Raw genomic sequence first — 25824 nt, 5'->3', positions numbered from 1 at the left:
TTTCAGCCGTGCGTGAGGATCTTCGCGGCGGCGTCCAAGCCGTCCGGGGTGCCGACGACGACGAGCACATCGCCTGAGGTGAAGGTGAAGTCAGGGCCGGGTGAGGGGTGCAACTGGCCGGCCCGCATGACGGCGACGATGGACACCTTGGTGCGGGTGCGCATCGCGGTCTCGCCGAGGGTGCGGCCACCGTAGGGCGATTCGTCGGCGATCGGCAACTGCCGGGTGGTGATGCCGGGCAGGTCGCTGTGTTCGTCGTTCAGCTTCGCGACCAGCTGCGGCGCGCCGAGCAGGTTGGCGAGCACGGCCGCCTCGTCGACGCTCAGCGGGATCTGCGCGGCGCAGGCGTCGGGATCGTCGGTCTTGGAGACGATGAGGTCGATGTCGCCGTCGCGATGCGCGACCACGCCGATCCGGCGGCCGGAGCGCACCTCGAAATCTTTGCGGACTCCAATCCCGGGTAGGGCAGTCACGTCGACATTCACGGTGTCCAGATTAGACCGATGTCCGATTCACTCAACCGCTCGGTCATCACTTCGGCGGACGGCGCCTGGTCAGAGCTGTGCTGAGATAGTGGGGTGAGGCAGTGGTCGGAGGTTCCCGGTACCGCGCGCGACGCGCTGGGCGCACTGCTCTCGTTCGCCGGCGGGACCGGGCTCTACGCCGCAGGCCTGTATTCCCTGATCGAGCGCGGGACGGAGGTGCCGCTGACGATCCGGCTCGCCGTGCTCGCGCCGCTGTGCCTGCTGACGATGTGCCGTCGCCGAATGCCGGTGCTGGCCATGATCATCGGGCTGGTGCCACTGCTGGTGGACATGTGGCTGGGCCCGTCGGTGCCGGTGTGGATTCTGTACGGCGACCTGATCTACGCGTCCGTGTTGTATTCGGCGCAGCGGGCGTCGCGGATCACGATGGTGGTCTGGTCGGTGTTCTCCGGGCTGGTGGTGATCCTGACACTGGTCCGCACCGGCGATCTGCGGGCGGTCTCGATCGCGCTGATCGTCGTGTTCGCGTTCATCGCCACGCCGCTGTGGTGGGCGAATTCGGTACGCACACACAAGGAGATCGCCGGTGCCGAACGCGCCCGCGCCCAGGCGCTCACCCTGGTCGCCGAGCTGGACCGGCGCGCCGCCATCGCCGACGAGCGCACCACCATGGCGCGCGATCTGCACGACGTGATCGCCGGGCACCTATCGGCCATCGCGATCCAGTCCGAGGCCGCGCTGGGGGTGATGGGCCGCAAGGAGATCGACCCCGCGGTCACCGGGATCATGCGGTCGATCCGGACCAACAGCGTCAGCGCGCTGCAGGAGATGCGCACCATGATCGGGCTGCTGCGCAGCGACGGCGGCGCCGACGAGGTGGCCGCGCCGCGCAGGCTGGCGCAGCTGCCCATCCTGATCGACGCCGCCCGCGCGGCCGGGATCAGCGTGCGGGTCCGCGAAACCCTCGACGGGACCGAACTGCCCAGCGCGGTCGATCAGGCCGCGTACCGCATCGTTCAGGAGGCCTTGACCAACGCCATGAAACACGCACCGGGACAAGAGGTCGAGATCGAGATCGGCGCGCGGGACGGCGAGCTACGGCTGCTGGTGCGCAACCCGATGGCGACGCTCGCCGTGCGGCGCACCGAGAACGGCGCCCCACACCGCGGCCTGATCAACATGCGCGAGCGCACCGCCGCGCTCGGCGGAAACTTCACCGCCGGACCGGATTCCGGCCGGTGGGAAGTGCTCGCCCACCTGCCGCTCAGCGCGGCGAGCGCGTCATGACGATCCGGGTACTGATCGCCGACGACCACGCCGCGATCCGCGCCGGACTGCGGATGATCCTGGACGCCGAGGACGATATCGAGGTGGTCGGCGAGGCGGCCGACGGCGATGTCGCGGTCGCGCAGGCCAAGGCGCTGCGGCCGCACGTGGTGCTGATGGACGTGCGGATGCCCGGCGTGGACGGGATCACCGCGACCGAGCGGGTCACCGCCGACGGGCTGGCCAAGGTGTTGATCCTGACGACGTTCGATCTGGACGAATACGTCTTCCGGACCTTGCGGGCGGGCGCGTCGGGTTTCGTACTGAAGTCCGCGTCGGGGCAGTCGCTGATCGAGGCCGTGCGCACGGTGGCGGCGGGCGACGGCGTGCTCGCCCCGGAGGTGACCCGGGCCGTGATCACCGCGTTCGCCGCGACGGATACCGATGCGGCCGAACCGGAACCGAGCGGCTTCGGCGACCTCACCGAGCGCGAACGCGAGGTGCTCGACTGCCTCGGCGACGGGCTGTCCAACGCCCAGATCGCCGGTCGCCTGTTCATCGGCGAGACCACGGTGAAGACGCACGTGTCCCGGGTGTTGACGAAACTCGGTGTGCGGTCGCGGGTTCAGGCGGCCATCGTGGCGCGCGAGGTCCGCGACCGGTAGCTCATTTGGCCAGTGGCGTGAACACGCCATCCGGACCGGGCTGGAACTCCTCGACGGCGATCACCGCGCCCGTCGGCAGCGGCCCGTACAGGTGCGGGAACAGCATCGACTCGGGATCGGTCGGCACGCCGGGCTCCCATTTCACCGGCGCGCCGAGCCGGGCCGGATCGAGCCGGAGCAGCACCAGGTCGCGGCGACCGGCGAAGAGGCGGTTCGCGGGCAGGTGGGCCTGCTGCGGCGCGGACAGGTGGATGAACCCCACCTCGCCGAGTGACGGCGCGCGATACTCGCCCGTTTGCCGAGCGGAAAGCCACTCGCCCAAAGTGCATATGTGAACAAGCGTGTGAGTGTCATGGGTCACGGGTAATCTCCCGGTAGACAACTGGATCGGCCTGTTCGAGGTGGTGACCAAACGTAGTTCGTAGCGTGACCTGGGATGTTCGCCAGTAGCGAAATCCCTGGTCGTGTTATCGAAAACACACAGAATCACTCACGGGAACAAAGCCCCCGTCCCGAACGTCTGACAGAGTAGTCATACCACTGCTGGGAAGTAGCGGTTGCGAGCCCGCGGAGTGACCACGGGCCCCACACCAGGCGAACGGTCTGTGAAACCGGGAGCCAGGACGGAGGAGTCATGCCAGGAACCCTGACTAGCACCCCACTGACCGCGGTCGATCGTTGCGACCGCTGCGGGGCGGCAGCACGAGTGCGTGCCGTTCTGCCCGCAGGTGGAGAGTTGCTCTTCTGCCAGCACCACGCGAACGAACACATGGATCGACTGCGTGAGCTGGAAGCCGTGATAGACACGGAATCCGCTCCCGCGATCTGACCACTCCTCGCGTCCTGAGATAACAGCATCCGACAACAGAAAACCGTTTACCGCAGCGGGCGATCCTCGGATCGCCCGCTGTTGGTGTGTTCAGGGGTTTTCCGGTCCCCCATGATCCCGTCCAGCAGGCGGGCCAGGCCGTAGTCGAAGGCGCCGTCCGGGTCCGCCGGAGCTTGATACAGCTCGCCGACCGCCGTGCCGACGCGGGCCGACAGCGGAAACAGACTGGACGGCATGGCCTGAGCGAGCAAGGGGCCGTACACCTCCCACCACTGCGCGTCGGTCATGTCCTGCGCGTCGCGCTGCGCCCCGACCGCGACACGCGCGTTGCCGGTGGCGAATTCCGACAAAACGGCGATCACCCGATCCAGCTCGACCTCCGACAGGCCGATGCCGTCGATGGCGGCCAGCTGCCGTTCATAGCGGCGCATCCGGCCGGGGCCGATCACCTGGCGCCACGGCGACACTTCCAGCAGCCACGGATGGGCGATCAGCTCAGCGCGCGTCTGGCGGGCAATAGCGGCCATCCGCTCGCGAACAGGCAATTCCGCCGGGATCGGCGGGTCCTCATCGGCGACCGCGTCGACCATCAGCACGGTCAGCGCGTCCTTGCTCGGAACGTAGGTGTACAGGCTCATCGGACGTAGCCCCAGTTCGGCGGCCACCGCCCGAATGGAAACCTTCGCGTAGCCGTCCCGATCGGCGAGCGCCACCGCGGCGCCGACCACCGCGTCCACGCTGACCGTCGGCTTCGGTCCGCGCCCGCCCGACCGCGGCGGGAGTTCGTGCCGCCACAGCAGGCTCACCAGTTGTTTGGCCTGCTCGGCGGCGGATTCGTCGGGCAAGGGACTCCTCGGAACAAACTCGGTACTCTGTACGTTATTCAGATACTTCGTACACCATACGCCGATGGAGGGGTTCGCTCTGCCCAGCACACAGGCCACTTATCTGCCCGACCGTCACATGTTCGCGTTGTGGACATGGACCGGGCAGCACACCGGGTCGGCACCGGCCGCGCTCGGTGATCGGGAGACGCTCACCCTTGCCGTGCCGACCGGGTTCGACGGGGCGATCGAGGTCGGCGAGGTCGATTGCGCGTTGGTCGATCCCGCGACCTTCGGCGCGCTCGAACTCGCCGATGCGGGGGCGTCCGTGCAGGTTTGGCGGACGACGCTGCGTGACGAATCACCCGACGATCCGCTGCCGATCGCGGCGCATGCGGTTCCCAATGCGGCGGGCACCTCGATCGTGTCCGCCGAGCGCGCGATCCGGGTGCTGCACGAGACCCAAGCCGTGACAACGGAATTGCGATCGGCCCTGAAAGCCGATCTGCGGCCGTATCAGGTGCGCGGGGTCAGTTGGCTGCGGGAAACCACCGCGGCGCACGGAGGGGCCGTGCTGGCCGACGAGATGGGCCTCGGAAAGACGGTGCAGACCATCGGTTTTCTGCTCGGGCGGGCGGCCGATGGACCGCAGCTCGTCGTGTGCCCGACCTCGCTGGTGGGCAACTGGGCGCACGAGATCGATCGGTTCGCGCCGGGACTGCGCGTGGTGGTGTGGCGCGGCGGTGACATCGACGCGGGTGCGGGGACAGTCGTCGTCACCGGGTATCCCACGGTGCGGATACACAAGCAGCACCTCGACGAGCGCCGCTGGGCGACGGCGGTTTTCGACGAGGCGCAGGCGTTGAAGAATCCGGGCACGCAGCTGTCCAAGGCCGCGCGAGCGCTCGACGCCGAGGTGCGCGTCGCCTTGACCGGCACGCCGGTGGAGAACCATCTCGAGGAGCTGTGGGCGCTGCTGAACCTGGTGACGCCCAAGCTGTTCGGGCACAAGACGCAGTTCCGGCGGCGGTTCGTCCGGCCGATCCAGGAGGGTTCGACGGCCGCGGCGGCGCGGCTGCAGGACGCCATCGAGCCCGTCGTGCTCGCCAGGAAGAAGGCGCAGGTCGCCGCGTCGCTGCCGGCCAAGATCCACACCGACCTGCTGTGCGACCTCACCGACGAGCAGGAAGAGCTCTACGACAAGCTGCTCGTCCGCGCCATCGACGACGGCTTCGGTACCGGCATCGACCGCCAGAGCCGGGTGCTCGCGGCGCTCACCGCGCTCAAACAGGTCTGCAACCATCCGGGGCTGGTCACCGGCGAGCTCACCGAGCTCGCGGGCCGCTCCGGCAAGCTCGACCTGTGCACCGACATCCTGGCCAACAATCTCGAAATGAACGCGCCCACCCTGATTTTCACCCAGTACCGGCAAACCGGTGAGCTGCTGGTCCGGCATCTGGCCGAGCAGTTCGGGATCACGACGCCGTTCTTCCACGGCGGACTGAACCAGGCCGAGCGGGCCGCCATCGTGACCGGCTTCCAGGCCGAGGACGGACCACCGGTGCTGATCCTCAGCCTGCGTGCCGCGGGTACCGGCCTCACCTTGACCCGCGCTGCGGACGTTATCCACTTCGACCGCTGGTGGAACCCGGCGGTCGAGGCGCAGGCCTCGGATCGCGCACACCGCATCGGCCAAACCCGTACGGTCACCGTCACCACGCTCACCTCGACCACCTCCGTCGAGGAGCACATCGCCCGCATGCACGACCGCAAGTCCGCGCTCTCGGACCTCGGCGACTCCGCGGGCATCGCCGCGCTCGCCCGCCTCGATGACGACCAGCTCGTCGAGATCCTGCGCCGCAAGAGGGAGAACTGATGGCGGACAACGAATTCGGCTACACCACATGGGGCATGGACTGGGTTCGGCTGGCCGAACCGATCCGCCAGACCCGCCCCGAACCGCTGCTCCCCCGCGCTCGCTCCATCGCACGCAACCACGGCGTCCAGGCCACCATCGAGGGGCGCATCGTGCGCGCCACCATTCATCGCGGCAGCGAGGCCTCGGTGATCCACCTCGAAGTCACACCGTTGCCCCGCGCTGCGATCACCGCGATCGGTGAGATCCTCCCGGACACCACCGTGCTCACCGACGACATGCACCGAGCGGTGGTTGCCGCCGAACTCAGCATCGCGCCCGTGCTCGCCGGGACCGACTGCTCGTGCAAGGCGCGCACGGCACGGTGCCTGCATGTGCTGGCCGCGTTCTACGACATGGCGAGCCGGGTAGACGAAAACCCGCGCCTTGCCCTGGAGGTGCAGGGGTATTTCCAAGCCGCACAGGACGATTCGCCCGCGCCCGTGGAAGTGCCGCGTTGGGTGCCGATCAACACCTTCGCGCCCGCCAACTACTTCGAGGTCGTGACCTGATCCGGGTTTATTGCGGCCGGCTGATCAAGCGTTGGTGCCGCCGTCGACGGTGAAGATCGAACCGGTGATGCTGCGGCCCGTCTCGCCCGCGAGGAACGCGACCATCGCGGCCATGTCCTCGGGCGCGGCGAAGCGGCCGAGTGCGGTCAGTCCGACTTGCTGGTCGTAGTGGCCGCCATCGAGCGGGTTCATGTCGGTCACGGTGGAACCGGGCTGTAGCAGGTTCACCGTGATGTCCCGGGGGCCGAGTTCGCGCGCGAGCGCCTTGGTGAATCCGTTCAGCGCCGACTTGCTCAGGTTGTAGAGCGAGAGTCCGGCGAAATGAGTGTGCTCGGACAGGTTGCTGCCGACGCTGATGATTCGACCGCCGTCGGTCATATGCGCCACCGCGGCCTGCGCGCCGACGAACGCGGCCCGCGCGTGGATGTTCAGCGCGCGGTCGACTTCCTCGACAGTGAACTCTTCGAATGGCTTGGCCGGGAAGATGCCCGCGTTGTTCACCAGGATGTCCAGCCGGCCGAGATCGGCCGCGGCCTGGTGCACCGAGCGCACCACGTCGCCGGCGTCGGCGCTGTCCGCCTGGATCGCCACCGCCCGGCGGCCGAGCGATTCGATCTCCGCGACAACGGATTTCGCCGGTACCTCGGCGCTCTGGTAGGTGATCGCCACGTCCGCGCCGTCGGCGGCCAGCTTCCGTGCGATCGCCGCGCCGATCCCTCGACTGCCGCCGGTCACCAGTGCCACCTTGCCCGTGAGATCCGACATCGGTCCTCCTCCAAATTCTGTGTCGATCAATACATAAATAGCTAAGCGCATAGAGCGCGCGCCGTCAAGGGGTATATTTAACGATCGACACAGAAAGGATCGACCATGGCCGAACGCGGACGACCACGCGCCTTCGATCGCACCGATGCGCTGCGCCGCGCCATGGAGGTGTTCTGGGAGCACGGCTACGAGGGCTCGTCGATGAGCGACCTCACCACCGCGATGGGCATCAACTCCCCCAGCCTCTACGCCGCGTTCGGCGGCAAAGAGGCGCTGTTCCGGGAGGCCATCGGCCTGTACGGGCAGACCGACGGCGGATACACCGCGCGGGCGCTACGCGAGGAGCCGACGGCGCGCGCCGCGATCGATGCGATGTTGCGCGACAACGCGATCGCCTACACCGTCGAGGACAAACCACACGGCTGCATGGTCGTGCTGGCGGGCTCGACCTACACCACGCGCAGCGCGAGCATCCGCGATTTCCTGGTCGAAAAGCGCAGGGAGACAACCGAAGACATCCGTCGACGGCTGGATCGCGGTGTCACCGAAGGCGATCTGCCCGCCACGACCAACACCCCGGGGCTGGCCCACTTCTACACCACGGTGCTGTACGGGTTGTCGATCCAGGCTCGCGACGGGGCTACGTTGGCGGACCTGACGCAATCAATCGACTGCGCGATGACTGCCTGGCCGACAACCACCACTCCTGCCTGATCCGCCTGGCAGGTCGATCCTGCGGCCGATCGACAGCACGTTGACGAGGGCATGATTGCGGACGTAGTTTTCCGATCGGCGCAACGGCGAGCGCGAACCATGATTGGGTCGCCCGATCTGGTTGCGGCAGTAGCGAACTAGCCGCGACCTACATCCGGCGCAGTGCCGCGATCCGCTCCACCAATTGGTCCGCAGAAGCCAACGCCGTTGGCGGCCCGCCACATTCGCGACGCAGCTCACCGTGGATCACGCCGTGCGGCTTGTTGGTCCGATGATGGTGCATGGCGACCAAGCTGTTGAGTTCACGCCGCAGCTCACCCAAACGATCGGCGGTGGCGACCCTTTCGGCCGCGCTCGCGACCTGCGGGCCCGGATCGGGCGCGTTGGCCGATTCGCCGCGGTCGGCGATCTGCTTGGTCTGCCGCTCGCGCAGCAGCGCGCGCATCTGGTCGGCGTCGAGCAGACCGGGAATACCGAGATAGTCCGCCTCCTCGTCGCTGCCCGCGAAAGTGGCGGTGCCGAAGGAGGATCCGTCATAGATCACCTGATCGAGCTCGGCATCGGCGGCCAGCGCGACGAAGGACTTCTCCTCCTCACCCGGCTCGTCCTGCTGCTTGTTCGCATCGATCAGCAGCTCGTCGTCGAGCCCGTCCTTCTCCCGATGCGGCTTGCCGATCACGTGGTCGCGCTGCAACTCCAGCTGCGCGGCCAGATCCAGCAGCACCGGCACCGAGGGTAGGAACACGCTCGCGGTCTCGCCGGGCTTGCGCGCACGCACGAACCGGCCGATCGCCTGCGCGAAGTACAGCGGCGTCGACGCGCTGGTCGCGTACACGCCGACCGCGAGGCGCGGCACGTCGACACCCTCGGACACCATGCGCACCGCGACCATCCACGGTTCGGTACTCGCGCCGAACTGCTCGATCCGATCCGACGAGGTCGGTTCGTCCGACAACACCAGCGTGGGCTTGGTGCCCGAAATGTGTTCCAGCAGTTCGGCGTAATCGCGGGCCCGGTCCTGGTCGGTGGCGATCACCAGGCCGCCCGCGTCGGGCATGCCCGTACTGCGCAACTGGCGCAACCGCATGTCCGCGGCGCGCAGCACGGCCGAGATCCAGTCGCCCGCCGGGTCCAGCGCGGTACGCCAGGCACGGGCGGTCTGTTCAGGGTTGAGCGGCTCGCCGAGACGTGCGGTGTGCTCGTCGCCCGCGCTGTCGCGCCAGTGCGCCTCGCCGGAGTAGGCGAGGAACACCACCGGCCGGACCACGCCGTCGGCGAGGGCCTCGGAGTACCCGTAGGCATGGTCGGCGCGCGAGCGCGGGAAACCCGACTCGTCGGGTTCGTAGGTGATGAACGGGATCTGACTGTCGTCACTGCGGAACGGGGTTCCGGTGAGCGCGAGCCGCCGGGTCGCGTCACCGAACGCCTCGGCGGTCGCCTCACCCCAGCTCTTCGCGTCGCCCGCGTGGTGGATCTCGTCGAGAATCACCAGGGTCCTGCGGTTTTCGGTGCGCACCCGATGCCGGGACGGATGGGACGCGACCTGGGCATAGGTGACGACGACACCGTGATAGTCGCCGGACGTGCCGCCGGTCGCGTTGGAGAACCGCGAATCCAGCTGGATCCCGGCCCGGGCCGCGGAGTGCGCCCACTGATGCTTGAGGTGTTCGGTAGGCGCGACAACCGTGATCTGGTCGACGGTCCGATCGGCGAGCAGTTCGGCGGCCACCCGCAGCGCGAACGTGGTCTTACCGGCGCCCGGCGTCGCCACCGCGAGGAAGTCGCGTGGCTTGGACGCCAGATACTTGGTCAAGGCCCGGCGCTGCCAGGCACGCAGCGATCCGCCGCCCGATGTACCGGAGCTGTTCGGCGTCCCCGACGCGTCGGGTCTTGCCGAATCGCCCGGTGTCTCCGCTTTTCCCGCCACAGCGGCGCCACCCGACCCAGTCACGCACTCGACCCTACTGGCCCGGCACGGCGTGTTGCTAAACCGACGCGGCATCGGCGACAGGCATCACATGTTCAACTACCGACACGCCGAAGTTCACCGATTGCCCGACGACACGTCGCCCCCGGAATCCGGTGCGGGAACGCCGGGTGCGCGATGCTGTAGACACGATGACCGACGAAAACGCCCTGCCGAGCGATCCGCTGCGGACCGACATACCGTCGCTCAGCGGCGGCATCGCCGCGCGTCAGCTCACCTTCGGTCAGCGGGTGACCATCCGGCTGCGCCGGGCCCGCCGCAACACCAGCAAGCTCGTGGTGCGGGTGGTGGTGAAGGCCTGGGACGACTCGATCTTCGCCAAGTCCGCGGCCGCCGCGTTCTGGCAGACGCTGTCGCTGGCGCCGCTGCTGCTCGGTGTGCTCGGCAGCCTCGGCTATGTGGGCACGTGGTTCGGGCCGGACACCGTGCAGATCGTGGAATCCAAGATCATTTCGTTCAGCCGGGACCTGTTCAGCGCCAGCGTGGTGTCGGATCTGATCGAGCCGACCGTCAAGGACGTGCTCGGAAAGGGCCGCGGCGCGGTCGTTTCGGTGGGTTTCGTGCTGTCGCTGTGGGCCGGGTCGTCGGCGATGGCGACGTTCGTCGACTCGATCGTCGAAGCCCACGATCAGCAGGACCTGCGACATCCGGTGTGGCAGCGCATCTTCGCGCTGCTGCTGTACGTGGCGTTCCTGGTGGCCTCGGTGTTCATCCTGCCGCTGGTGGCGCTCGGGCCCACGTTGATCGGCCGGGTGCTGCCCGAACCGTGGCGGGTCACCGGACTGCAGCTGCTGGATTTCTTCTACTACCCCGGCGTCGGGTTGCTGCTCATCATCGTGCTGACCACGCTGTACAAGCTGGCGCTGCACACCTCGCTGCCCTGGCATCGACTGTTCGGCGGGGCACTGGTCGCGGCGGTGTTCTTCATCGCGGCCAGCGAGGTGCTGCGGCGGTATCTGGCGTGGGTGACCAAGACCGGCGTCAGTTACGGCGCGCTGGCCACGCCGATCGCGTTTCTGCTGTTCACGTACTTCCTCGGGTTCGCGGTGATCCTCGGCGCGGAGTTCAACGCCGCCGTGCAGGAGTTCTGGCCTGCCCGGGCGACCCGGATGGAACAGGTGAAGGAGTGGATCACCAACCAGCTGACCGGGGATTCGCCGAACGACGACGATCCGAAGACAGACAAAACCGAGACGGCGGAGCAGACTCCGCCGTCACCTGTCGACGCACCCGATCAGCAACGCACGGCGTCCGCGTAGACGCCGCAACAGCCTCAATCGCCCTTTTTCAGCCCGTCGTAGACCTTCTTGCAGTCCGGGCAGACCGGCGAACCGGGCTTGGCCGACCTCGTCACCGGAAAAACCTCACCGCACAGCGCGACGACATGGGTGCCCATGACGGCGCTCTCCGCGATCCGGTCCTTCTTGACGTAGTGGAAGACTTTGGGGGTGTCGTCGCTCGTCGACTCGTCGGTGGTCGAATCGGGGCGAACCATGGTGTCGGTGCTCACGCATTCCATGATGCCGCATTCCAAGATGGGATGACTGATCACGGTCCGGTGTCCGCCTGACCACGCTGTGTGCGCTGGTGCTCCGACAGTGGAAGACTCAGAGATATGCAGCAGCACGGCGACTCTCCCAACGCCGACGACATCGGCCGTGGTGAGCGCCCGGACGTGACGATGCCGCCAGCTTCGACTGGTTCGTCCGGATATTTCCCCGGCACCGACGACAAGCACCCCGTTTTGATCACCGAGGCTCAGCCCTCGCTGGAAGATCAGCATCGCTCCCGGGTCCGCCGGTACACCATCATCATGGCGTTCCGCATCCCCTGCCTGGTGCTGGCCGCCATCGCCTACAGCACCTTCAACAGTGCGCTGCTGGCGATCCTCATCATCGCGGTCTCGATCCCGCTCCCCTGGATCGCCGTCCTCATCGCCAACGACCGGCCACCGCGTCGCAAGGACGAACCGAGCCGTTGGGACGAGCGCCGCACCGCCATCGAGGCGCGGTCGCACAAGTCCATCGACGGCTGAATTCGGTCAGGCCTTGCGGCGAATGACGGCGGACATGATCGCGGCGGTCGCGCAGAGGCCGCCGGCCAAGTACCAGGCCAGGTTGTAGCTGCCCTGCACGTCGCGGATGACGCCTGCGCCGGTGGCGGCGACGGCGGCGCCGATCTGATGCGAAGCGAAGACCCAGCCGAAGGCGACCGGGCCGTCGTTGCCGAAGAGCTCGCGGCAGAGCACAACGGTGGGCGGGACCGTCGCGACCCAGTCGAGGCCGTAGAAGATGATGAACACCCACAGGCTGGGCTGGGTGTGCGGGCCGAGCAGCGACGGCAGAATCAGCAGTGACAAGCCGCGCAGCACGTAGTAGCCGATCAGCAGATAGCGCGGGTCGATGCGGTCGGTCAGCCAGCCGGACGCGATGGTGCCCGCCACATCGAAGATGCCGACCGTCGCCAGCAGACCCGCCGCGGCGGTCGGCGGCATGCCGTGGTCGTGCGCCGCGCTGACGAAATGGGTGCCGACCAGACCGTTGGTCGACGCACCGCAGACCGCGAATCCGCCTGCCAGCAGCCAGAATCCGGGCGTGCGCGCGATCTTGACCAGCACCGTGAGCGCGCGGGAGGCGCCGACCGTCGCGGGTGTCCGCACACCGACCACACTGCCCGGCTCCGCGCCGTACGCGGTGACACCGACATCACTCGGGAAATCCCGGATGAACAGCAGCACCAACGGCACAACGGCCAGCGCGGTCCCGGCGACGATCAGCGACGGCAGCCGCCAGCCGTGCTCGTGCGCCAGCATTGATATCAGCGGCAGGAACACCAGCTGACCCGTCGCACCCGCCGCCGTGAGCACCCCGGTGACCAGTCCGCGCTGCCGCACGAACCAGCGACCGGTGATGGTCGCCACGAACGGCATCGACATCGATCCCACCCCGACCCCGACCAGCAGGCCCCAGGTGAGCATCAGCTGCCACGGCTGGGTCATGAACACCGTCAGCCCGGCACCCGCCGCGACGAGGACCAGCGCACCCGACACCACCTTGCGGATGCCGAACCGGTCCATCAAGGCCGCGGCGAACGGCGAAATCAGTCCGTACAACAGCAGATTCAGCGATACGGCCGAACCGATCGTGCCGTGCGACCAGCCGAACTCCTCGTGCAGCGGATCCATCAGCACGCTCGGCACCGAGCGGAACGCGGCGGCACCGAGCAACGCGATGAAGCCGACGCCCGCGACGATCCACGCGGGATGCAGACCGCGCCGGCTGACGGTGTCGTGCGGCGGAACGGTCGGCGGCGTCTGTAGTTCGGTCACCCGCTGAGCGTGCCGGAAAACCACCCACCCAACGAGTGGCCGGAATGCCACAAAACACCAAGATCGTGCCAGCGCGGGCGACACGCCAATCCGCTCGACACCGCGCGTGGCTTTCCCTAGGGTGTCTCGGGGTACAAGACAGGAGTGAACATGATCAGGTGGATCTGGGCCTTCCTGGACCGCCCCGCACAGCGATTCGACGACTGCGCGAAGTTCTGGTCCACGGTCACCGGTACCGAGCTCTCCGCACGTCGTGGCGAACACGACGAATTCCGCACACTGCTCCCCGATCCCGCGCTCTTCGCCGCGGCGGGGGTGAAGATGCAGGCGGTCACCGGTCTCGGCGGCGTCCATCTCGACCTCGACGTCGACCACATCCCCACCGCCGTGCGCACCGCGCTGGACCTCGGCGCCGACCTGGTCGCGAACCATCCCGACTACGCGGTCCTACGCTCCCCCGGCGGCCAAACCTTCTGTCTCACACCGAGCGGCCGCGCCACCAGCACCCCCGCGCCCGCCGTGACCGCCCCCGACGGCACCCTCAGCCGCCTCGACCAGGTCTGCCTCGACATCGGCCGCACCGATCACGCCGCCGAGACCGACTTCTGGAAGTCGTTGACCGGCTGGAACTTCCAGCAAGGCAGGCGCCCCGAATTCGCCCGCTTGCGCGCCGACGAGCCCCGCCCCATCCAACTGCTGCTCCAGCGCCTCGACGACGACCGCACCACCAGCGCCCACGTCGATTTGTCCTCCTCGGACATCGAAGCCACCGCCGCGTGGCACGAAACCCTCGGCGCCACAGTGGTGGAACGCCACGAGCACTGGATCGTGATGAACGACCCGGGGGACGCGGTCTACTGCATCACCGCGCGCGACCCGAACAACGGCGTCTGACGAACGCGCGATCCGTTCGGCGAGAATGCGGTGCCGAGCAGAACCGTCATCCTGTGACACGGCGAACACCTGGCAAGTGACGTCGCGGCGCAGTGGCAAAGTACCGATGTGCCTACTAACCGATCGACGACCACCGGATCTCTGCTCACCGCGCTGTGCCCGGATCTGCGGACGGCGCTGACCCGGGTCGGCTACGACGCCGACACGCTGCTAGAGGTACTCGGGGAGGACGTGCACTCGGCTTTGGGACGGTCGGAGCCGGTGCCGGTGCGCCGGGCCGCGCGGGACGCGGGCGAACTGGGCACGCTGATCCGGTTGCTGCTGCTCGGTGACCCACTGCCCGAACGCGACGTCGCCGCGGCGCTCGCACCGGTAGATATCGAACGCGCGGTCGCAGCGGGTCTGCTCAACCGCGATGGCGACACCGTGCGCGCGGCACTCGACCTGCGCCCCCTCGACGCCGGAGCGGGCACCCGCTGGATCCTGTCCGACCTCGACGACTCGATGCGGCGGCGCACCCTCACCGAAGAACACGTGCTCGGCGTCGGCCACGCCTCCCTGTCGCTGCTGCGCGCCACCCCGACCCGCAGGGTCGGCACCGTGCTCGATCTCGGCACCGGCTGCGGCGTGCAAGCCGTCCACGCCGCCTCCTACGCCGACCGTGTCACCGCGACCGACGTCAACACCCGCGCGCTGTGGCTCGCCGAGGCGACGGCCGCACTCAACGGACTCGAGATCGAATTCCTCGAAGGCTCCTGGTTCGAGCCGGTCGCGGGACGACGCTTCGATCAGGTGGTGGCCAACCCGCCGTTCGTCGTCGGCCCGGCCCGGATCGAACACACCTACCGCGACTCCGGCCTCGCCCTCGACGGCGCCAGCGAGTTGGTCATCGGACAGGCGGCGGATCTGCTCGCGCCCGGCGGCACCGCCGCGATGCTGGCGGCCTGGGTGCACGTCGACGGCGAGGACTGGCGTCATCGCGTGTCGTCCTGGCTGCCCGCGGACGGCGTCGACGCCTGGGTGGTGCAGCGCGACGTCGCCGACCCCGCCCTCTACGTCGGAACCTGGTTGCGTGACGCAGGTCTCGACCCGCGCGATCCGGCCGCACAGGCGCGCGCCGAACAGTGGCTCGACGCCTTCACCGCCGCCGACGTCGAGGGCATCGGCTTCGGCTTCGTCTATCTGCGCGCCATCGACGGCCCGACCGAGCTGCTCGCCGAGGACCTCACCCACGGTTTCGACGATCCGCTCGGCGACGAGGCCACCCGCTACTTCGAGCGTTCGGCCTGGTTGCGCGCCGTCGCGGGCGACGAAAAACTCGCCTGGACTTCACGTTTCGTCGTCGACCCGGCGACCGCGCTGGAACGCGTCGCGCTGCCCGGCCCGGACGGCTGGGCGCCGCAGGTGGCGCGCGTGCACCGCGGCGACGGACCCCGCTGGCAGCACGAGGTGGACGAGACAACCATCTCCCTGCTCGCGGGAATGCGCGCCGACGGCCTGCCGTTATACGAACTGATCGAACTGCTGGCGGTTGCCCAAGGATCTGACGAGGTGACCACGGAGTTCGCGGCCGACGCGTTGTCCGTGGTGGCCGGATTGGTCCGCCACGGACTGGTACGGCCCGTGTAATTCCGGCAATCGCGGGTAGGTCGGTGCAGGCACCGGACAACAGGCGCGTTCCACGGCTGAGACCTTCTCAGGAACTTCTCAGACGAGAGTGATGAAAACCGCACGTCAGAGCGGTTTATCTGAGCCGAGACGGGGAACTTTCTCTCTGTCGGGTCCGTTGTTCGGAGTGAGACACCACCGACAGGAGGCAAGTCATGACAAGCCCCGCCACCACTCGTGTGCGCATCAGCGATCAGGACCTCGACGCCCAGAGCCCCGCAGCCGACTTGGTACGCGTGTACCTGAACGGAATCGGCCGTACCGCGCTGCTCACGGCCGCCGACGAGGTCGAGCTGGCCAAGCGTATCGAGGCGGGCCTCTACGCGCAGAACCTGTTGGAGACCGGCAAACGTTTGTCGGCCACCCGCAAGCGCGATCTGGCGCAAATCGTTCGCGAGGGTCAAGCCGCGCGATCGCACCTGCTGGAAGCCAACCTTCGCCTCGTCGTCTCGCTCGCCAAGCGCTACACCGGCCGCGGCATGCCGCTGCTGGACCTCATCCAGGAAGGCAACCTGGGTCTGATCCGCGCGATGGAGAAGTTCGACTACGCCAAGGGCTTCAAGTTCTCCACGTACGCCACCTGGTGGATCCGTCAGGCCATCACCCGCGGTATGGCGGACCAGAGTCGCACCATCCGGCTGCCCGTCCACCTGGTCGAACAGGTGAACAAGCTGGCTCGGATCAAGCGTGAACTGCACCAGCAGCTCGGCCGCGAAGCCACCGACGCGGAACTGGCCAACGAGTCCGGCATCCCGGTCGAGAAGATCTCCGATCTGCTCGATCACAGCCGCGACCCGGTAAGCCTGGACATGCCGGTCGGCAACGACGAAGAGGCCCCCCTCGGCGACTTCATCGAAGACTCCGAGGCCACCTCGGCCGAGTCCGCGGTGATCGCCGGCCTGCTGCACCACGATGTCCGCAGCGTCCTCGCCACCCTCGACGAGCGCGAACAGCAGGTCATCCGCCTGCGCTTCGGGCTCGACGACGGCCAGCCGCGCACCCTCGACCAGATCGGCAAGCTCTTCGGCCTGTCCCGCGAGCGGGTCCGGCAGATCGAGCGCGAGGTCATGGCGAAGCTGCGCAAGGGCGAGCGGGCCGATCGCCTGCGCGCCTACGCCAGCTGATATCCCCGCCCCGATAGCCGTGCCGGACTCGCTCCGGCACTACTGACGACGCTGGGCCGCTCCCAAGGCTGGTCCGGCGTACGAACTGGTGACCCTAGGGGTCACCTGCCAACGCCGGCCGGTGCCGCGCTCCTTCCCCCTCCTGGAGCCGCGAACCGGTCGGCGTGAATCTGCCCGCAGCGGCGGGCAGTTCATCGAGACACTAAGCAGGTCAACACTTTCGGTAGATCTGCTCGGGCGCGGTCAGCACTTTTGACAGGTCTCGCAAGTTCGGTGAATACGCCTTTGGGTTCCCAGCAGCGCGGACCGAAGGCGAACTCGCTTACCTCCGGCACATCAGCCGAGCCTGCGGGGACCCGTGTCGAAGCGGCTCGGTTCGGGGCCGATTCGTCCACGGGCGTACAGGATTTCGGCCGAGTTGGTGGAGGCGAGCACGGGGTCGAAGGCAAGTTCGCGCATCTCCGGGAGATCGTCGAACAGAGCCGAGATGCGTTGGGCCAGTTCGGCTAGTGCCGCCTTGTCGACGCGGGGGCTGGCCGGGGTGCCGGAGAGCAATGGGGCCGCGCGGGGGGCGTCGATGAGGGCGGTTGCTTCGTCGGCGGTGAGGGGTAGGGCACGGTAGGCGCGGTCGCCGAGAAGTTCGATGATCAGGCCGGAAAGACCGAATTCGATGACCGAGCCGAATGACGGGTCGTCCTGGACGCGTAGGACGCAGCCGACGCCTTTGGTCGCCATCTTCTGGATGTGCAGGACCGGGTCGCCGCACAGCTCGGCCAGGTCCGCGTATCCCTGGCGCACCGCTTCGGGACGCCACAGGTCCAGGCGGACGCCGGTGAGATCCGGTCGGCGGCGCCACATTTCGCCGGTCGCCTTCGCCGCCACCGGGTAGCCGAGCTCCTCGGCCGCGGCGACCGCCTCGTCGGCGTTGCGTACCTCACGGAACTCCACCACCGAAATGCCGTAGCAGTCGAGCAGTTCGACGGTTTCCAGGTCGGTCAGCCGACGCCCGCCCGACTCGGCCATCCACCGCGCCACCAACTGCCTCGCCCGTTCGGTGTCGATCCCGTTGGGGCGCAACACCTGCGACACGGGTCTCGTCCGCCACTCGGCATAGCGACGGACTCGCGCGAGCGCTCGCGCGGCCCGCTCCGGATCGGGATACGAGGGAATCGACCCACGCACCGCCGTCGCACCGGGACCGCGGACTGCGAGCAGATTCGGAATGCCTTGTTCGGCAACGAAAGTGGTCAGGATCGGTTTGCCCGCATCGGGCACCTCCGCCGCGGCGGCGCGGATGGCGTCGGCGAAACCTGCCATCGGCAGCGGCACCGGCGGCGCGAAAACCACCAGTACCGAGTCGATGTCGTCCGAACGCAACGCCGCGACCGTGGCGTCGAGGTACGCGCCGGGGGTCGCCTGCGGGCCAAGATTCACCGGGTCGCCGACGTCGAGTCCCTCGCTCTGCGCCGCGTCGACGGCCAACCAGTTCAGTGCCGCACTGTTGCCGACCACGGCCAACCGGGAACCACTCGGTAGCGGCTGATACCCGAGCAGCGCGGCGCAGTCGAACAGCTCCGAGATCGAGTCGACCTGGACAATTCCCGCCTGCGCGAACAGGTCTCGCACGATCGAGCGATCCATATCGCCCGCGGGTTGGGCCGCATGGCGACCACTGCTCACCGCGACGATCGGCTTGGTCCTGGCCACTCGGCGCGCGATCCTGGAGAACTTGCGCGGATTACCGAAACTCTCCAGATACAGCAGAACGACATCGGTGTCCGGGTCGGTGTCCCAGTATTGGAGCAGGTCGTTGCCGGACACGTCGGCACGGTCACCGGCCGACACGAACGTCGACAGCCCCAGATTCCTGGCGGCGGCCTCACCGAGGATCGCCGCACCCAACGGCCCGGACTGACAGAAGAATCCGATCCGCCCGCGACCGGGCAGCACCGAAGCCAGCGTCGCGTTGAGCGCGACCGCCGGATCGGTGTTCGCGATGCCGAGCGCGCTCGGCCCGACCACCCGCATCCCGTGTCCCCGTGCGGCCGCGACCAGTTCGCGTTCGGCCGTTCCGCCACCGACGCCGGTCGTATCGAATCCGGCGGTGAGCACCACAAGTCCCTTGACGCCCTTGGCCATACAGTCGTCGAGCACCGAAGCGATCGCCTCCGGCGGCACCGCGACCACCGCGAGGTCGACCTCGTCCGGGATCTCGCGCACCGTCGCGTAGGCCCGCACCCCGCGCACCGAGTGCCGATTCGGATTCACCGGGAAAACCGGCCCCTGGAACACCCCCGACAGCAGGTTGTTCAGCACAGCGCCGCCCACCCGGCCCGCGCTCGGCGTCGCACCGATCACCGCCACCGAGCGCGGGGTGAGCAGATTGCCCACGCTGCGCGCCTCGGAGGCCCGCTCACGCGAATCCCGCACAGAGAGTAGGGCTTCGGACGGATCGATGGCGAATTCCAGGTGCAGCACCGATCCGTCCCGGCTGCGCTCGACCTGATAGCCCGCGTCCCGGAAGACCGTCACCATGGTGGTGTTCTCGGCGAGTACCTCGGCGACGAAGGTCTCGATCTTGTTCTCGGCGGCGGCGCCGGCCAAGTGCTCCAACAGGATCGAGCCGAGTCCGCGCCCCTGATGCCCGTCGGCCACCACGAACGCGACCTCCGCGGACCGCCGGCCCACCCGGTCGAGCCCCTCGTAGCGGCCCACTGCGATGATCGCCGTCCCGAGCACCAGCACCAGGCCGACGCGGTCGTGGTAGTCGACGTGGGTGGTCCGGTACAGGTCCTTCGGCGAAATCCGTGGGTACGGACCGAAATAGCGCAGATACCTGGTGCGGTCCGACAGCGCCGCGTGGAACTCTTGCAGCGCGTCCGCGTCGTCGGGGGTGATCGGCCGCAGCCGGACCACGCCACCGTCGGAGGCGAGGATGTCGGCGAACCAGTGTTGCGGCGGGGGCGGCGGAACTGCCGGCGTGTCCGGAGTGTCTACGAGGTCAGTCACGAGGGTCCTCCGGGTCCAGGCCGAGCAATCCGAAAGTCGCTCGGCGGGTGGCCAGCACGGCTGTGTCGATGGCGCGTTGGGCGCGGTCTATCCGCGGGTCCCCAGTCTCCCCCGTGCCGCCCGGCCCATCCCACGGGAGGTAGGCGATGTCGCCGCCGTCACCCATGGTGCGCGGCGGGTCCACCCTGGGCGCTTGCGCCTGGACCTGGTCGATCCAGTCCTGCGGGATCGCGGTCTCCGGGGCGATGGTGCGGTCCAGCGCGGTGGCGAGCAGGTGCGTCCAGGCGCGCGGCACCACCCGGACCAGCCCGTAGCCGCCGCCTCCGACGGCGAGCCATCGTCCCTCGGCGTGCTCGTCGGCCAGGTCGCGCATCGCGCGAAAGGCAGCGCGCTGGCCGTCCACCGTGAGTTCCAGATCTGCCAGCGGATCCTCGCGATGGGTATCCACGCCGCATTGGCTGACCACGATCTGCGGGCGGAAGGCCGCCAGCGCGCCGGGCACCACCGCGTGAAAACCGCGCAGCCACTGCGCGTCTCGGGTGCCGGGGAGCAACGGCAGATTGATCGCGGTGCCCTCGGCGGCGCCCATGCCCGTCTCCTCCGGCCAGCCCGTGTTCGGCCAGAGCGTCGCCGGATGCTGATGCAGCGAAACGGTGAGCACACGCGGGTCGGCGTAGAACGCACGCTGCACCCCGTCACCGTGGTGCACGTCGACATCGACATAGGCGATCCGGTCGAAGCCGTTGTCCAACAGCCAGGAGATGGCCACGGCCGCATCGTTGTACACACAGAACCCGGCCGCCGAGTCGGCCATCGCGTGATGCATGCCACCGCCGATGCTCACCGCCCGCCGGGTCCGCCCCTCGGCGATCTCCCTGGCCGCGGCCAAGGTGCCACCGACGATCACCGACGCCGCCTGATGCATCCCCGGAAACACCGGATTGTCCGGTGACCCCAGCCCGTACGGCGGCGCCTGCGGCGATCCGGCCGGTGGTTCGGCGTGCTCGACCGCGTCGATGTAGTCGGCGGTGTGGATGCGCAGTAGGTCGGCCCGCTCGGCTGTGGCGGGCGCCAATAGCTCGACACCGTCGAGTAATCCGAGACTTTCGGCCAGCGCCATGGTGAACTTCAGGCGCGCCGGTTTCATCGGGTGCTCCGGAGTCCAGGCGTAGTCGAGAAATCGGTCGGTCCAGACGACGGTTCCCCGGCTGCGCTGTTCGCCGGATGGCGCCGGGTGTTCGCTGCGCGGTGCAGTGGCCATGGTCGCAACGCTACGCGGGAAGGTACGAGCCCCGCCGAACGTTGCTATGCAGTAGAAATACAGAGAAGAACGATCGCGCCCGCTTGCCGTGCGCCGGCCGGAATCCCGCTTTGCCGCGTATTGCGCGGCGCGACACCGTCCGGCGCAGGGCCGTGTCGGTGTGCGCAGGTAGAATTCGTGCCGACGAAGGGGTAACAGGTGAAAGATCTGGTCGACACCACGGAGATGTATCTCCGTACCATCTACGACCTCGAGGAGGAGGGCGTGGTGCCTCTGCGCGCCCGCATCGCCGAACGCCTCGAACAGAGTGGACCGACGGTGAGCCAAACTGTCGCGCGGATGGAGCGCGACGGTCTGCTGCTGGTCGCCGGAGACCGGCATCTCGAGCTCACCGAGAAGGGCCGCGGTATGGCGGTCGCGGTAATGCGCAAGCACCGCCTCGCCGAACGGCTCCTCGTCGACATCATCGGCCTGGACTGGCAGAACGTGCACGCCGAAGCCTGCCGCTGGGAGCACGTGATGAGCGAGGACGTCGAGCGGCGCCTGGTCGAGGTGCTCAACCACCCCACCACCTCCCCCTACGGCAACCCGATCCCCGGCCTGGACGAGCTGGGCATCATGCCCTCGACCTCCGCCGAGGAGACTCTGGTCCGGCTGTCGGATCTGCCGCACGGTCAGGTGCACGCCGTCGTGGTGCGCAGGCTGGCCGAGCACATCCAGACCGACCCGGAGGTCATCGGTCAGCTGCGTGAAGCGGGCGTGGTGCCCGATGCGCGCGTGACCGTCGAGAACAAGCCGGGTTCGGTGATCATCACCGTGCCGGGTCACGACGGCTTCGAACTGCCCGACGAGATGGCGCACGCCGTCCAGGTGAAGCTGGTCTGACGCGTGAAACTTCTCGTCACGGGTGGCGCCGGATACGTAGGCGGCGTCTGCGCGCAAGTGCTGCTCGAAGAGGGGCATGAGGTCGTCGTTGTCGACGACCTGTCCACCGGCAACGCGGACGGCGTCCCGTCCGCCGCCCGCTTCGTCGAAGGCGATATCGCGCAGGCCGCGACCGCCCTGCTGGCCGCCGAAACCTTCGATGGTGTCCTGCATTTCGCCGCGCAGTCGCTGGTCGGCGAGTCGGTGCAGCAGCCGGAGAAGTACTGGCACGGCAACGTGGTGAAGACCTTCGAGCTGCTCGAGGCGATGCGCCACGCGGGCACGCCACGACTGGTGTTCTCCTCCACCGCCGCCGTGTACGGCGAGCCGGAACAGGTGCCGATCACCGAGGACGCGCCCACCCGGCCGACCAACCCGTACGGTGCGTCGAAGCTCGCCATAGATCACGCCATCACCTCCTACTCGATCGCGCACGGACTGGCGGCGACCAGCCTGCGCTATTTCAACGTCGCCGGCGCCTACGGTGGCCTCGGCGAAAACCGGGTGGTGGAAACACATCTCATCCCGCTCGTGCTGCAGGTCGCGCTCGGACACCGCAAGGCCATCTCGGTGTTCGGCACCGACTGGCCGACCCCGGACGGCACCGCGGTCCGCGACTATATCCACATCCGCGACCTCGCCCAGGCCCACCTGCTGGCCCTGTCCACCTCCGAGGCGGGTACGCACCGTGTCTACAACCTCGGCAGCGGCACCGGATTCTCGGTCCGCGAGGTCATTTCGGCCTGCGAACGCGTCACCGGCCTCCCCATCACCGCCCAGGACGCCCCGCGCCGCCCCGGCGACCCGGCCACCCTCATCGCCTCCAGTACCCGCGCCGTGGCCGAGCTGGGCTGGCACCCCGAACACAATGATCTGGACGAAATAGTCTCCGACGCCTGGGATTTCCTCCAGTCCCTCGGGCCCCGCGCGCACAGCGCCCGCTGAGGCTCTCCTTCGTGTTCACCGGGGCGACACGGCTTTCCACGCCGTGCCGCCGGCTTCACGGTGTGGGCGAGCCCAGGTCGATGCCCAGGTCCGCGGCCGTGTCGTAGCCGCTGCGGGCCAGACGGCGCAGTTGGTCGGGGCGCATGCCGATCATCAATGCTGTTTCCAGCAACGCTGCCATCGGGTGGTCCGGGTCGGCGTCCATCGCGGCTTCGAGGGCGATGCCCGCGAGTGGTCCGTCACCCCGGACGTAGGCGCTGTAGCCGAGCAGCGCTGCGGCCTCGGCGCGATCACGTCCGGTCAGGGCGCGAGTGAGAGCGGCCCACAGGCCTTCGGCCGCGACGGCGTGGTCGCCGACGGCGAGGGCGAACATGGCGTCGCGAACGGACCGATCACGCAGCGCCGCAGCGAGTTCCGCGAGCTCGGGGACCATGAGTTGCACCCCGGATTCGGTGTTCGCGATCTGCCACAGCACGTAGTCGAGGGCTTGCCTGCTGTAGTCGGTCGGATCACCGCGCCGGACCGCCCGCGCGTAACGATCGCGAGCTACCGACAGCGCACTGTGCAGTATCGCCGCCACCTGATCCCGCACCTCGACGTCCTCGGCCACCAGCGCCGTCAGCTCCGCGCGCGAGCCACGAATCTGGCGACCGTCGAGCACATGGGACAGCGCCACCGCCGAAGTGGCCGGATCCGGCAGCGTCCCACGCCGATCCGGGCCGACCAAACTCCACCACTGCTGCGCCGGCTCGATCGCGGTCACCGCCCAAGCCCCGGCCAGATCGATGTCGTGCGCGGCGAGCCGCCGATCCAGCGAATCGATCAACACCTCGAATCGCCCACTGCCGCACCACTCCCCGACCTCCATACTGCGCCGTTCCGGCTCCACGGCCCGATCATCGACCACGACCACCAGCACCTCGGCCACATCGTCATGCGCACAGATCTGCAGAATGCATTGCGCCACCATCCCCGCACGCAGCCTGCGCCGCCCGCCCTCCTGCTCCAGATCGAACCGCACCACCGCATCGATGATCGCCCCATGACTGCGCCCCGGCGCGGACCGCAACACCAACACCACCAGCGACCGCTCCGGCGGGAATCCGATCATCGCCGGCACCGCCGCGATGATCTCCCCCGGTTCCTCCACGCACACAGCACAATCCGGCACCTCCGCGTCGAACGGCGGCGCCTGATCGGCAAAGACAAGAGTGCGTCCGCGATCATCGACACTGAACTGGCCGCTGTCGTCTGCGCTCGCCGAATCGCCGAATCGCCCGGCGTCGTCGCGAACCTCGGTTGCGTCGCACCGGTCGATGTCCGCGATCAGCTCCGTGTCACCCAACTGCTCGATATCATCCGACTGCGCGATGTCCTCAGGCCGCGCCACACCACCTGGCAGCGTCGTATCGTCCAGCCGCGCCGCGCCCTTCGAGCGCACTGAATTGTCCTGCTGCGCAGTGTGGTCCGGCGCTATCTCAACCTGACCTGCTGCGCCATCCGGCCGCATGGCAGTGTCTCGCACCGCGTCGTCGGCCGACGCCGTCCGTCCCGGCCGCGCCGAATCTTCCTGCGGCGCTGGACCATCGGGCCTCGATTGATCACCCGGCCGAAGGAACTCGCACGATCGCATGGCGGCGGCCAGGCTCACCGGTGCGCGGGAAGGGCTCTTGCTTCTTAGCAGCGATGGGCGGGAACAGAAGAGCTCGTCCTGAGCTCGGGCGTCGGGTGCGGAATCGGCCTGTGCGTCGGCATTGCCGGAGGGATGAGGGTTCGCGGGAGTGGTCATGGCGTCGAGACTGCCCGGCGATACGACCGCGCCTGCCACGCTGACCAGGCGATTCAGCCGCCCTGGGGAATTCTCGATGCCTGTGGACAAATCAGCTTCACAGCCCAGCCGCTACCGCGCGAGTGTCCGCGCGACCTGCTACCGTGCCGCGCCCACTACCCCTTCTCGACCCGCTGCACCGCCGTCGTGAACAGCTCATCCACCGCCGTCATATCCGGCTCGGCATCGGAAAAAGACATATACGTCACAGTGATTCGCACATCCCCGACCTGTCCGGCCAACGTCCGCATCGACTGCGTCAACCCGGCCCCGCCGACATCCGGCGTCACCGTCCGCCGCATCGCCAACGTATCGTCCGCATCGATCGGCGGCGCCGCCTCGAGCTCCGTCGTCACAGTCGTCATCACGGTCCCCTTGCTCACCCGTACCGAGCCACACTGTTTCAGCTGGTTACGCAGCACAGCGAGCGGCTGCTCGGTTCGCGTCAATTCCACCGTGATCGTCGCTCGACTCGCGTCATCGGTACCGACGGCTATCGCCGTTTTGTCCGCCCCGAACTGCTGCGGCGGCGGCACACAATTCTCCGGCTGCACCCGCGCATTCCGCCCCACCCCGGTCAAATCCCGCGCCGCCTGGGCCGCCGCCTCGGCGGGCAACACCACAGCCGGATACCGCCCCGGAAACTGGGCAGGTGGCACCAGCAACGCCGACAACGCCCCACCCACATGCCGCGTGACCACCGTCTGTTCCCCCGCGACCGGATGACCGTCCACGGTCGACGCGCACCCGGCGAGCAGCACGACACACGCCGCGGACACGGCGAAGCCCGCTGCTTTGCCCGCCGAATCCGCCACAGTCACCCACCCCACTGTGCCAAACTCCCCCTGCCCGCCCGCGATGCCACGCCGCCGCACCGGGAA

At 68.3% G+C, this 25824-nt stretch carries 24 protein-coding genes; 13 read left to right on the top strand and 11 right to left on the bottom strand.

The window, feature by feature from the left end; all coding sequences use genetic code 11:
• Positions 1 to 2: 2 nt before the first annotated feature.
• Positions 3 to 485: a cation:proton antiporter regulatory subunit gene (locus tag ABZ942_RS04530; RefSeq protein WP_357378974.1), complete on the bottom strand. Its 483-nt coding sequence runs from the start codon at positions 483 to 485 to the stop codon at positions 3 to 5.
• Between the two features lie 93 nt (positions 486 to 578).
• Here ABZ942_RS04530 and ABZ942_RS04525 point away from each other — a divergent pair, with 93 nt between their 5' ends.
• The gene (locus tag ABZ942_RS04525; protein ID WP_357378972.1) at positions 579 to 1772 is read left to right on the top strand and encodes a histidine kinase; all 1194 of its coding nucleotides are present in this window, start codon (positions 579 to 581) and stop codon (positions 1770 to 1772) included.
• Positions 1769 to 2416, top strand: a complete 648-nt coding sequence (locus ABZ942_RS04520; protein WP_357378970.1) for a response regulator transcription factor — start codon at positions 1769 to 1771, stop codon at positions 2414 to 2416. The genes ABZ942_RS04525 and ABZ942_RS04520 overlap by 4 nt, the downstream gene beginning before the upstream one ends.
• A 1-nt stretch (position 2417) precedes the next feature.
• On the opposite strand, the gene ABZ942_RS04515 is transcribed toward ABZ942_RS04520, so the two are convergent.
• Positions 2418 to 2777 (bottom strand): DUF952 domain-containing protein, encoded by a 360-nt coding sequence (locus tag ABZ942_RS04515; RefSeq protein ID WP_357378968.1) that lies wholly within the window; start codon positions 2775 to 2777, stop codon positions 2418 to 2420.
• A 273-nt stretch (positions 2778 to 3050) separates the two neighbouring features.
• On the opposite strand from ABZ942_RS04515, the gene ABZ942_RS04510 reads away from it, so the two are divergent.
• Positions 3051 to 3245: a hypothetical protein gene (locus ABZ942_RS04510; RefSeq protein ID WP_150405918.1), complete on the top strand. Its 195-nt coding sequence runs from the start codon at positions 3051 to 3053 to the stop codon at positions 3243 to 3245.
• A 47-nt stretch (positions 3246 to 3292) separates the two neighbouring features.
• Here the strand turns inward: ABZ942_RS04510 and ABZ942_RS04505 are convergent, their stop codons facing one another.
• Complete coding sequence (locus tag ABZ942_RS04505) at positions 3293 to 4090, bottom strand: TetR/AcrR family transcriptional regulator C-terminal domain-containing protein (protein WP_357378966.1); 798 nt, start codon at positions 4088 to 4090, stop codon at positions 3293 to 3295.
• A gap of 118 nt (positions 4091 to 4208) precedes the next feature.
• Here ABZ942_RS04505 and ABZ942_RS04500 point away from each other — a divergent pair, with 118 nt between their 5' ends.
• Together ABZ942_RS04500 and ABZ942_RS04495 are read left to right on the top strand one after the other, a co-directional pair.
• Positions 4209 to 5945 (top strand): DEAD/DEAH box helicase, encoded by a 1737-nt coding sequence (locus tag ABZ942_RS04500; protein ID WP_357379380.1) that lies wholly within the window; start codon positions 4209 to 4211, stop codon positions 5943 to 5945.
• A complete protein-coding gene (locus tag ABZ942_RS04495; protein ID WP_357378964.1) occupies positions 5945 to 6496 on the top strand; it encodes a hypothetical protein in 552 nt (183 codons plus the stop codon). Before ABZ942_RS04500 ends, ABZ942_RS04495 begins: the two co-directional genes overlap by 1 nt.
• Positions 6497 to 6520: 24 nt before the next feature.
• Here ABZ942_RS04495 and ABZ942_RS04490 read toward each other — a convergent pair whose 3' ends face one another.
• A complete protein-coding gene (locus ABZ942_RS04490) occupies positions 6521 to 7261 on the bottom strand; it encodes an SDR family oxidoreductase (RefSeq protein WP_357378962.1) in 741 nt (246 codons plus the stop codon).
• A 105-nt stretch (positions 7262 to 7366) separates the two neighbouring features.
• Between ABZ942_RS04490 and ABZ942_RS04485 the strand changes: the two genes are divergently transcribed.
• The gene (locus ABZ942_RS04485) at positions 7367 to 7975 is read left to right on the top strand and encodes a TetR/AcrR family transcriptional regulator (protein ID WP_357378960.1); all 609 of its coding nucleotides are present in this window, start codon (positions 7367 to 7369) and stop codon (positions 7973 to 7975) included.
• Positions 7976 to 8123: 148 nt separating this feature from the next.
• Here the strand turns inward: ABZ942_RS04485 and ABZ942_RS04480 are convergent, their stop codons facing one another.
• Positions 8124 to 9812 carry a DEAD/DEAH box helicase gene (locus tag ABZ942_RS04480; RefSeq protein WP_357379378.1) on the bottom strand — a complete coding sequence of 563 codons (1689 nt, stop codon included), beginning with the start codon at positions 9810 to 9812 and terminating at the stop codon, positions 8124 to 8126.
• Positions 9813 to 10093: 281 nt separating this feature from the next.
• Here ABZ942_RS04480 and ABZ942_RS04475 point away from each other — a divergent pair, with 281 nt between their 5' ends.
• Positions 10094 to 11221, top strand: a complete 1128-nt coding sequence (locus tag ABZ942_RS04475) for a YihY/virulence factor BrkB family protein (RefSeq protein ID WP_357378958.1) — start codon at positions 10094 to 10096, stop codon at positions 11219 to 11221.
• A gap of 14 nt (positions 11222 to 11235) precedes the next feature.
• On the opposite strand, the gene ABZ942_RS04470 is transcribed toward ABZ942_RS04475, so the two are convergent.
• Positions 11236 to 11472 (bottom strand): DUF3039 domain-containing protein, encoded by a 237-nt coding sequence (locus ABZ942_RS04470; protein ID WP_357378956.1) that lies wholly within the window; start codon positions 11470 to 11472, stop codon positions 11236 to 11238.
• A gap of 171 nt (positions 11473 to 11643) precedes the next feature.
• On the opposite strand from ABZ942_RS04470, the gene ABZ942_RS04465 reads away from it, so the two are divergent.
• Positions 11644 to 11997: a DUF3099 domain-containing protein gene (locus ABZ942_RS04465; RefSeq protein ID WP_357379376.1), complete on the top strand. Its 354-nt coding sequence runs from the start codon at positions 11644 to 11646 to the stop codon at positions 11995 to 11997.
• 6 nt (positions 11998 to 12003) lie between these two features.
• On the opposite strand, the gene ABZ942_RS04460 is transcribed toward ABZ942_RS04465, so the two are convergent.
• A complete protein-coding gene (locus ABZ942_RS04460; RefSeq protein ID WP_357378954.1) occupies positions 12004 to 13290 on the bottom strand; it encodes an MFS transporter in 1287 nt (428 codons plus the stop codon).
• 150 nt (positions 13291 to 13440) lie between these two features.
• Here ABZ942_RS04460 and ABZ942_RS04455 point away from each other — a divergent pair, with 150 nt between their 5' ends.
• From ABZ942_RS04455 to ABZ942_RS04445, 3 genes are all read left to right on the top strand, one after another.
• A complete protein-coding gene (locus ABZ942_RS04455) occupies positions 13441 to 14184 on the top strand; it encodes a VOC family protein (RefSeq protein ID WP_357378952.1) in 744 nt (247 codons plus the stop codon).
• Between the two features lie 108 nt (positions 14185 to 14292).
• Positions 14293 to 15813, top strand: coding sequence for a methyltransferase (locus ABZ942_RS04450; protein WP_357378950.1), 1521 nt, complete (start codon positions 14293 to 14295; stop codon positions 15811 to 15813).
• A gap of 194 nt (positions 15814 to 16007) precedes the next feature.
• On the top strand, positions 16008 to 16976 hold the full coding sequence (locus ABZ942_RS04445; protein WP_357378948.1) for a sigma-70 family RNA polymerase sigma factor: 969 nt from the start codon (positions 16008 to 16010) through the stop codon (positions 16974 to 16976).
• A 336-nt stretch (positions 16977 to 17312) separates the two neighbouring features.
• Here the strand turns inward: ABZ942_RS04445 and ABZ942_RS04440 are convergent, their stop codons facing one another.
• On the bottom strand, positions 17313 to 19985 hold the full coding sequence (locus ABZ942_RS04440) for a GNAT family N-acetyltransferase (protein ID WP_357378946.1): 2673 nt from the start codon (positions 19983 to 19985) through the stop codon (positions 17313 to 17315).
• Complete coding sequence (locus ABZ942_RS04435; protein WP_357378944.1) at positions 19978 to 21246, bottom strand: acetoin utilization protein AcuC; 1269 nt, start codon at positions 21244 to 21246, stop codon at positions 19978 to 19980. Before ABZ942_RS04435 ends, ABZ942_RS04440 begins: the two co-directional genes overlap by 8 nt.
• Before the next feature lie 198 nt (positions 21247 to 21444).
• Here ABZ942_RS04435 and ABZ942_RS04430 point away from each other — a divergent pair, with 198 nt between their 5' ends.
• A complete protein-coding gene (locus ABZ942_RS04430) occupies positions 21445 to 22131 on the top strand; it encodes an iron dependent repressor, metal binding and dimerization domain protein (RefSeq protein ID WP_357378942.1) in 687 nt (228 codons plus the stop codon).
• A gap of 3 nt (positions 22132 to 22134) precedes the next feature.
• Positions 22135 to 23115, top strand: a complete 981-nt coding sequence (gene galE / locus ABZ942_RS04425) for a UDP-glucose 4-epimerase GalE (protein WP_357378940.1) — start codon at positions 22135 to 22137, stop codon at positions 23113 to 23115.
• 55 nt (positions 23116 to 23170) lie between these two features.
• Here the strand turns inward: galE and ABZ942_RS04420 are convergent, their stop codons facing one another.
• Positions 23171 to 24556: a DUF4192 domain-containing protein gene (locus tag ABZ942_RS04420; RefSeq protein ID WP_357378938.1), complete on the bottom strand. Its 1386-nt coding sequence runs from the start codon at positions 24554 to 24556 to the stop codon at positions 23171 to 23173.
• 503 nt (positions 24557 to 25059) lie between these two features.
• Entirely contained in the window at positions 25060 to 25764 is a 705-nt protein-coding gene (locus ABZ942_RS04415; protein WP_357378936.1) for a sensor domain-containing protein, read from the bottom strand.
• Between the last annotated feature and the right edge of the window lie 60 nt (positions 25765 to 25824).

Origin of the sequence: Nocardia sp. NPDC046473 (assembly GCF_040645995.1) — a bacterium.
GTDB lineage: Bacteria > Actinomycetota > Actinomycetes > Mycobacteriales > Mycobacteriaceae > Nocardia.
Note: the sequence above shows the minus strand (reverse complement) of the source record. Positions and strands in the feature narration are given on the sequence as shown.

Excerpts from the sequence above, each read along its gene's own strand:
- ABZ942_RS04520 (WP_357378970.1), top strand. The coding sequence starts at position 1,769 with ATGACGATCCGGGTACTGATCGCCGACGACCACGCCGCGATCCGCGCC.
- ABZ942_RS04510 (WP_150405918.1), top strand. The coding sequence starts at position 3,051 with ATGCCAGGAACCCTGACTAGCACCCCACTGACCGCGGTCGATCGTTGC.
- ABZ942_RS04500 (WP_357379380.1), top strand. The coding sequence starts at position 4,209 with ATGTTCGCGTTGTGGACATGGACCGGGCAGCACACCGGGTCGGCACCG.
- ABZ942_RS04495 (WP_357378964.1), top strand. The coding sequence starts at position 5,945 with ATGGCGGACAACGAATTCGGCTACACCACATGGGGCATGGACTGGGTT.
- ABZ942_RS04490 (WP_357378962.1), bottom strand. The coding sequence starts at position 7,261 with ATGTCGGATCTCACGGGCAAGGTGGCACTGGTGACCGGCGGCAGTCGA.
- ABZ942_RS04485 (WP_357378960.1), top strand. The coding sequence starts at position 7,367 with ATGGCCGAACGCGGACGACCACGCGCCTTCGATCGCACCGATGCGCTG.
- ABZ942_RS04475 (WP_357378958.1), top strand. The coding sequence starts at position 10,094 with ATGACCGACGAAAACGCCCTGCCGAGCGATCCGCTGCGGACCGACATA.
- ABZ942_RS04465 (WP_357379376.1), top strand. The coding sequence starts at position 11,644 with ATGCCGCCAGCTTCGACTGGTTCGTCCGGATATTTCCCCGGCACCGAC.
- ABZ942_RS04455 (WP_357378952.1), top strand. The coding sequence starts at position 13,441 with ATGATCAGGTGGATCTGGGCCTTCCTGGACCGCCCCGCACAGCGATTC.
- ABZ942_RS04445 (WP_357378948.1), top strand. The coding sequence starts at position 16,008 with ATGACAAGCCCCGCCACCACTCGTGTGCGCATCAGCGATCAGGACCTC.
- ABZ942_RS04435 (WP_357378944.1), bottom strand. The coding sequence starts at position 21,246 with ATGGCCACTGCACCGCGCAGCGAACACCCGGCGCCATCCGGCGAACAG.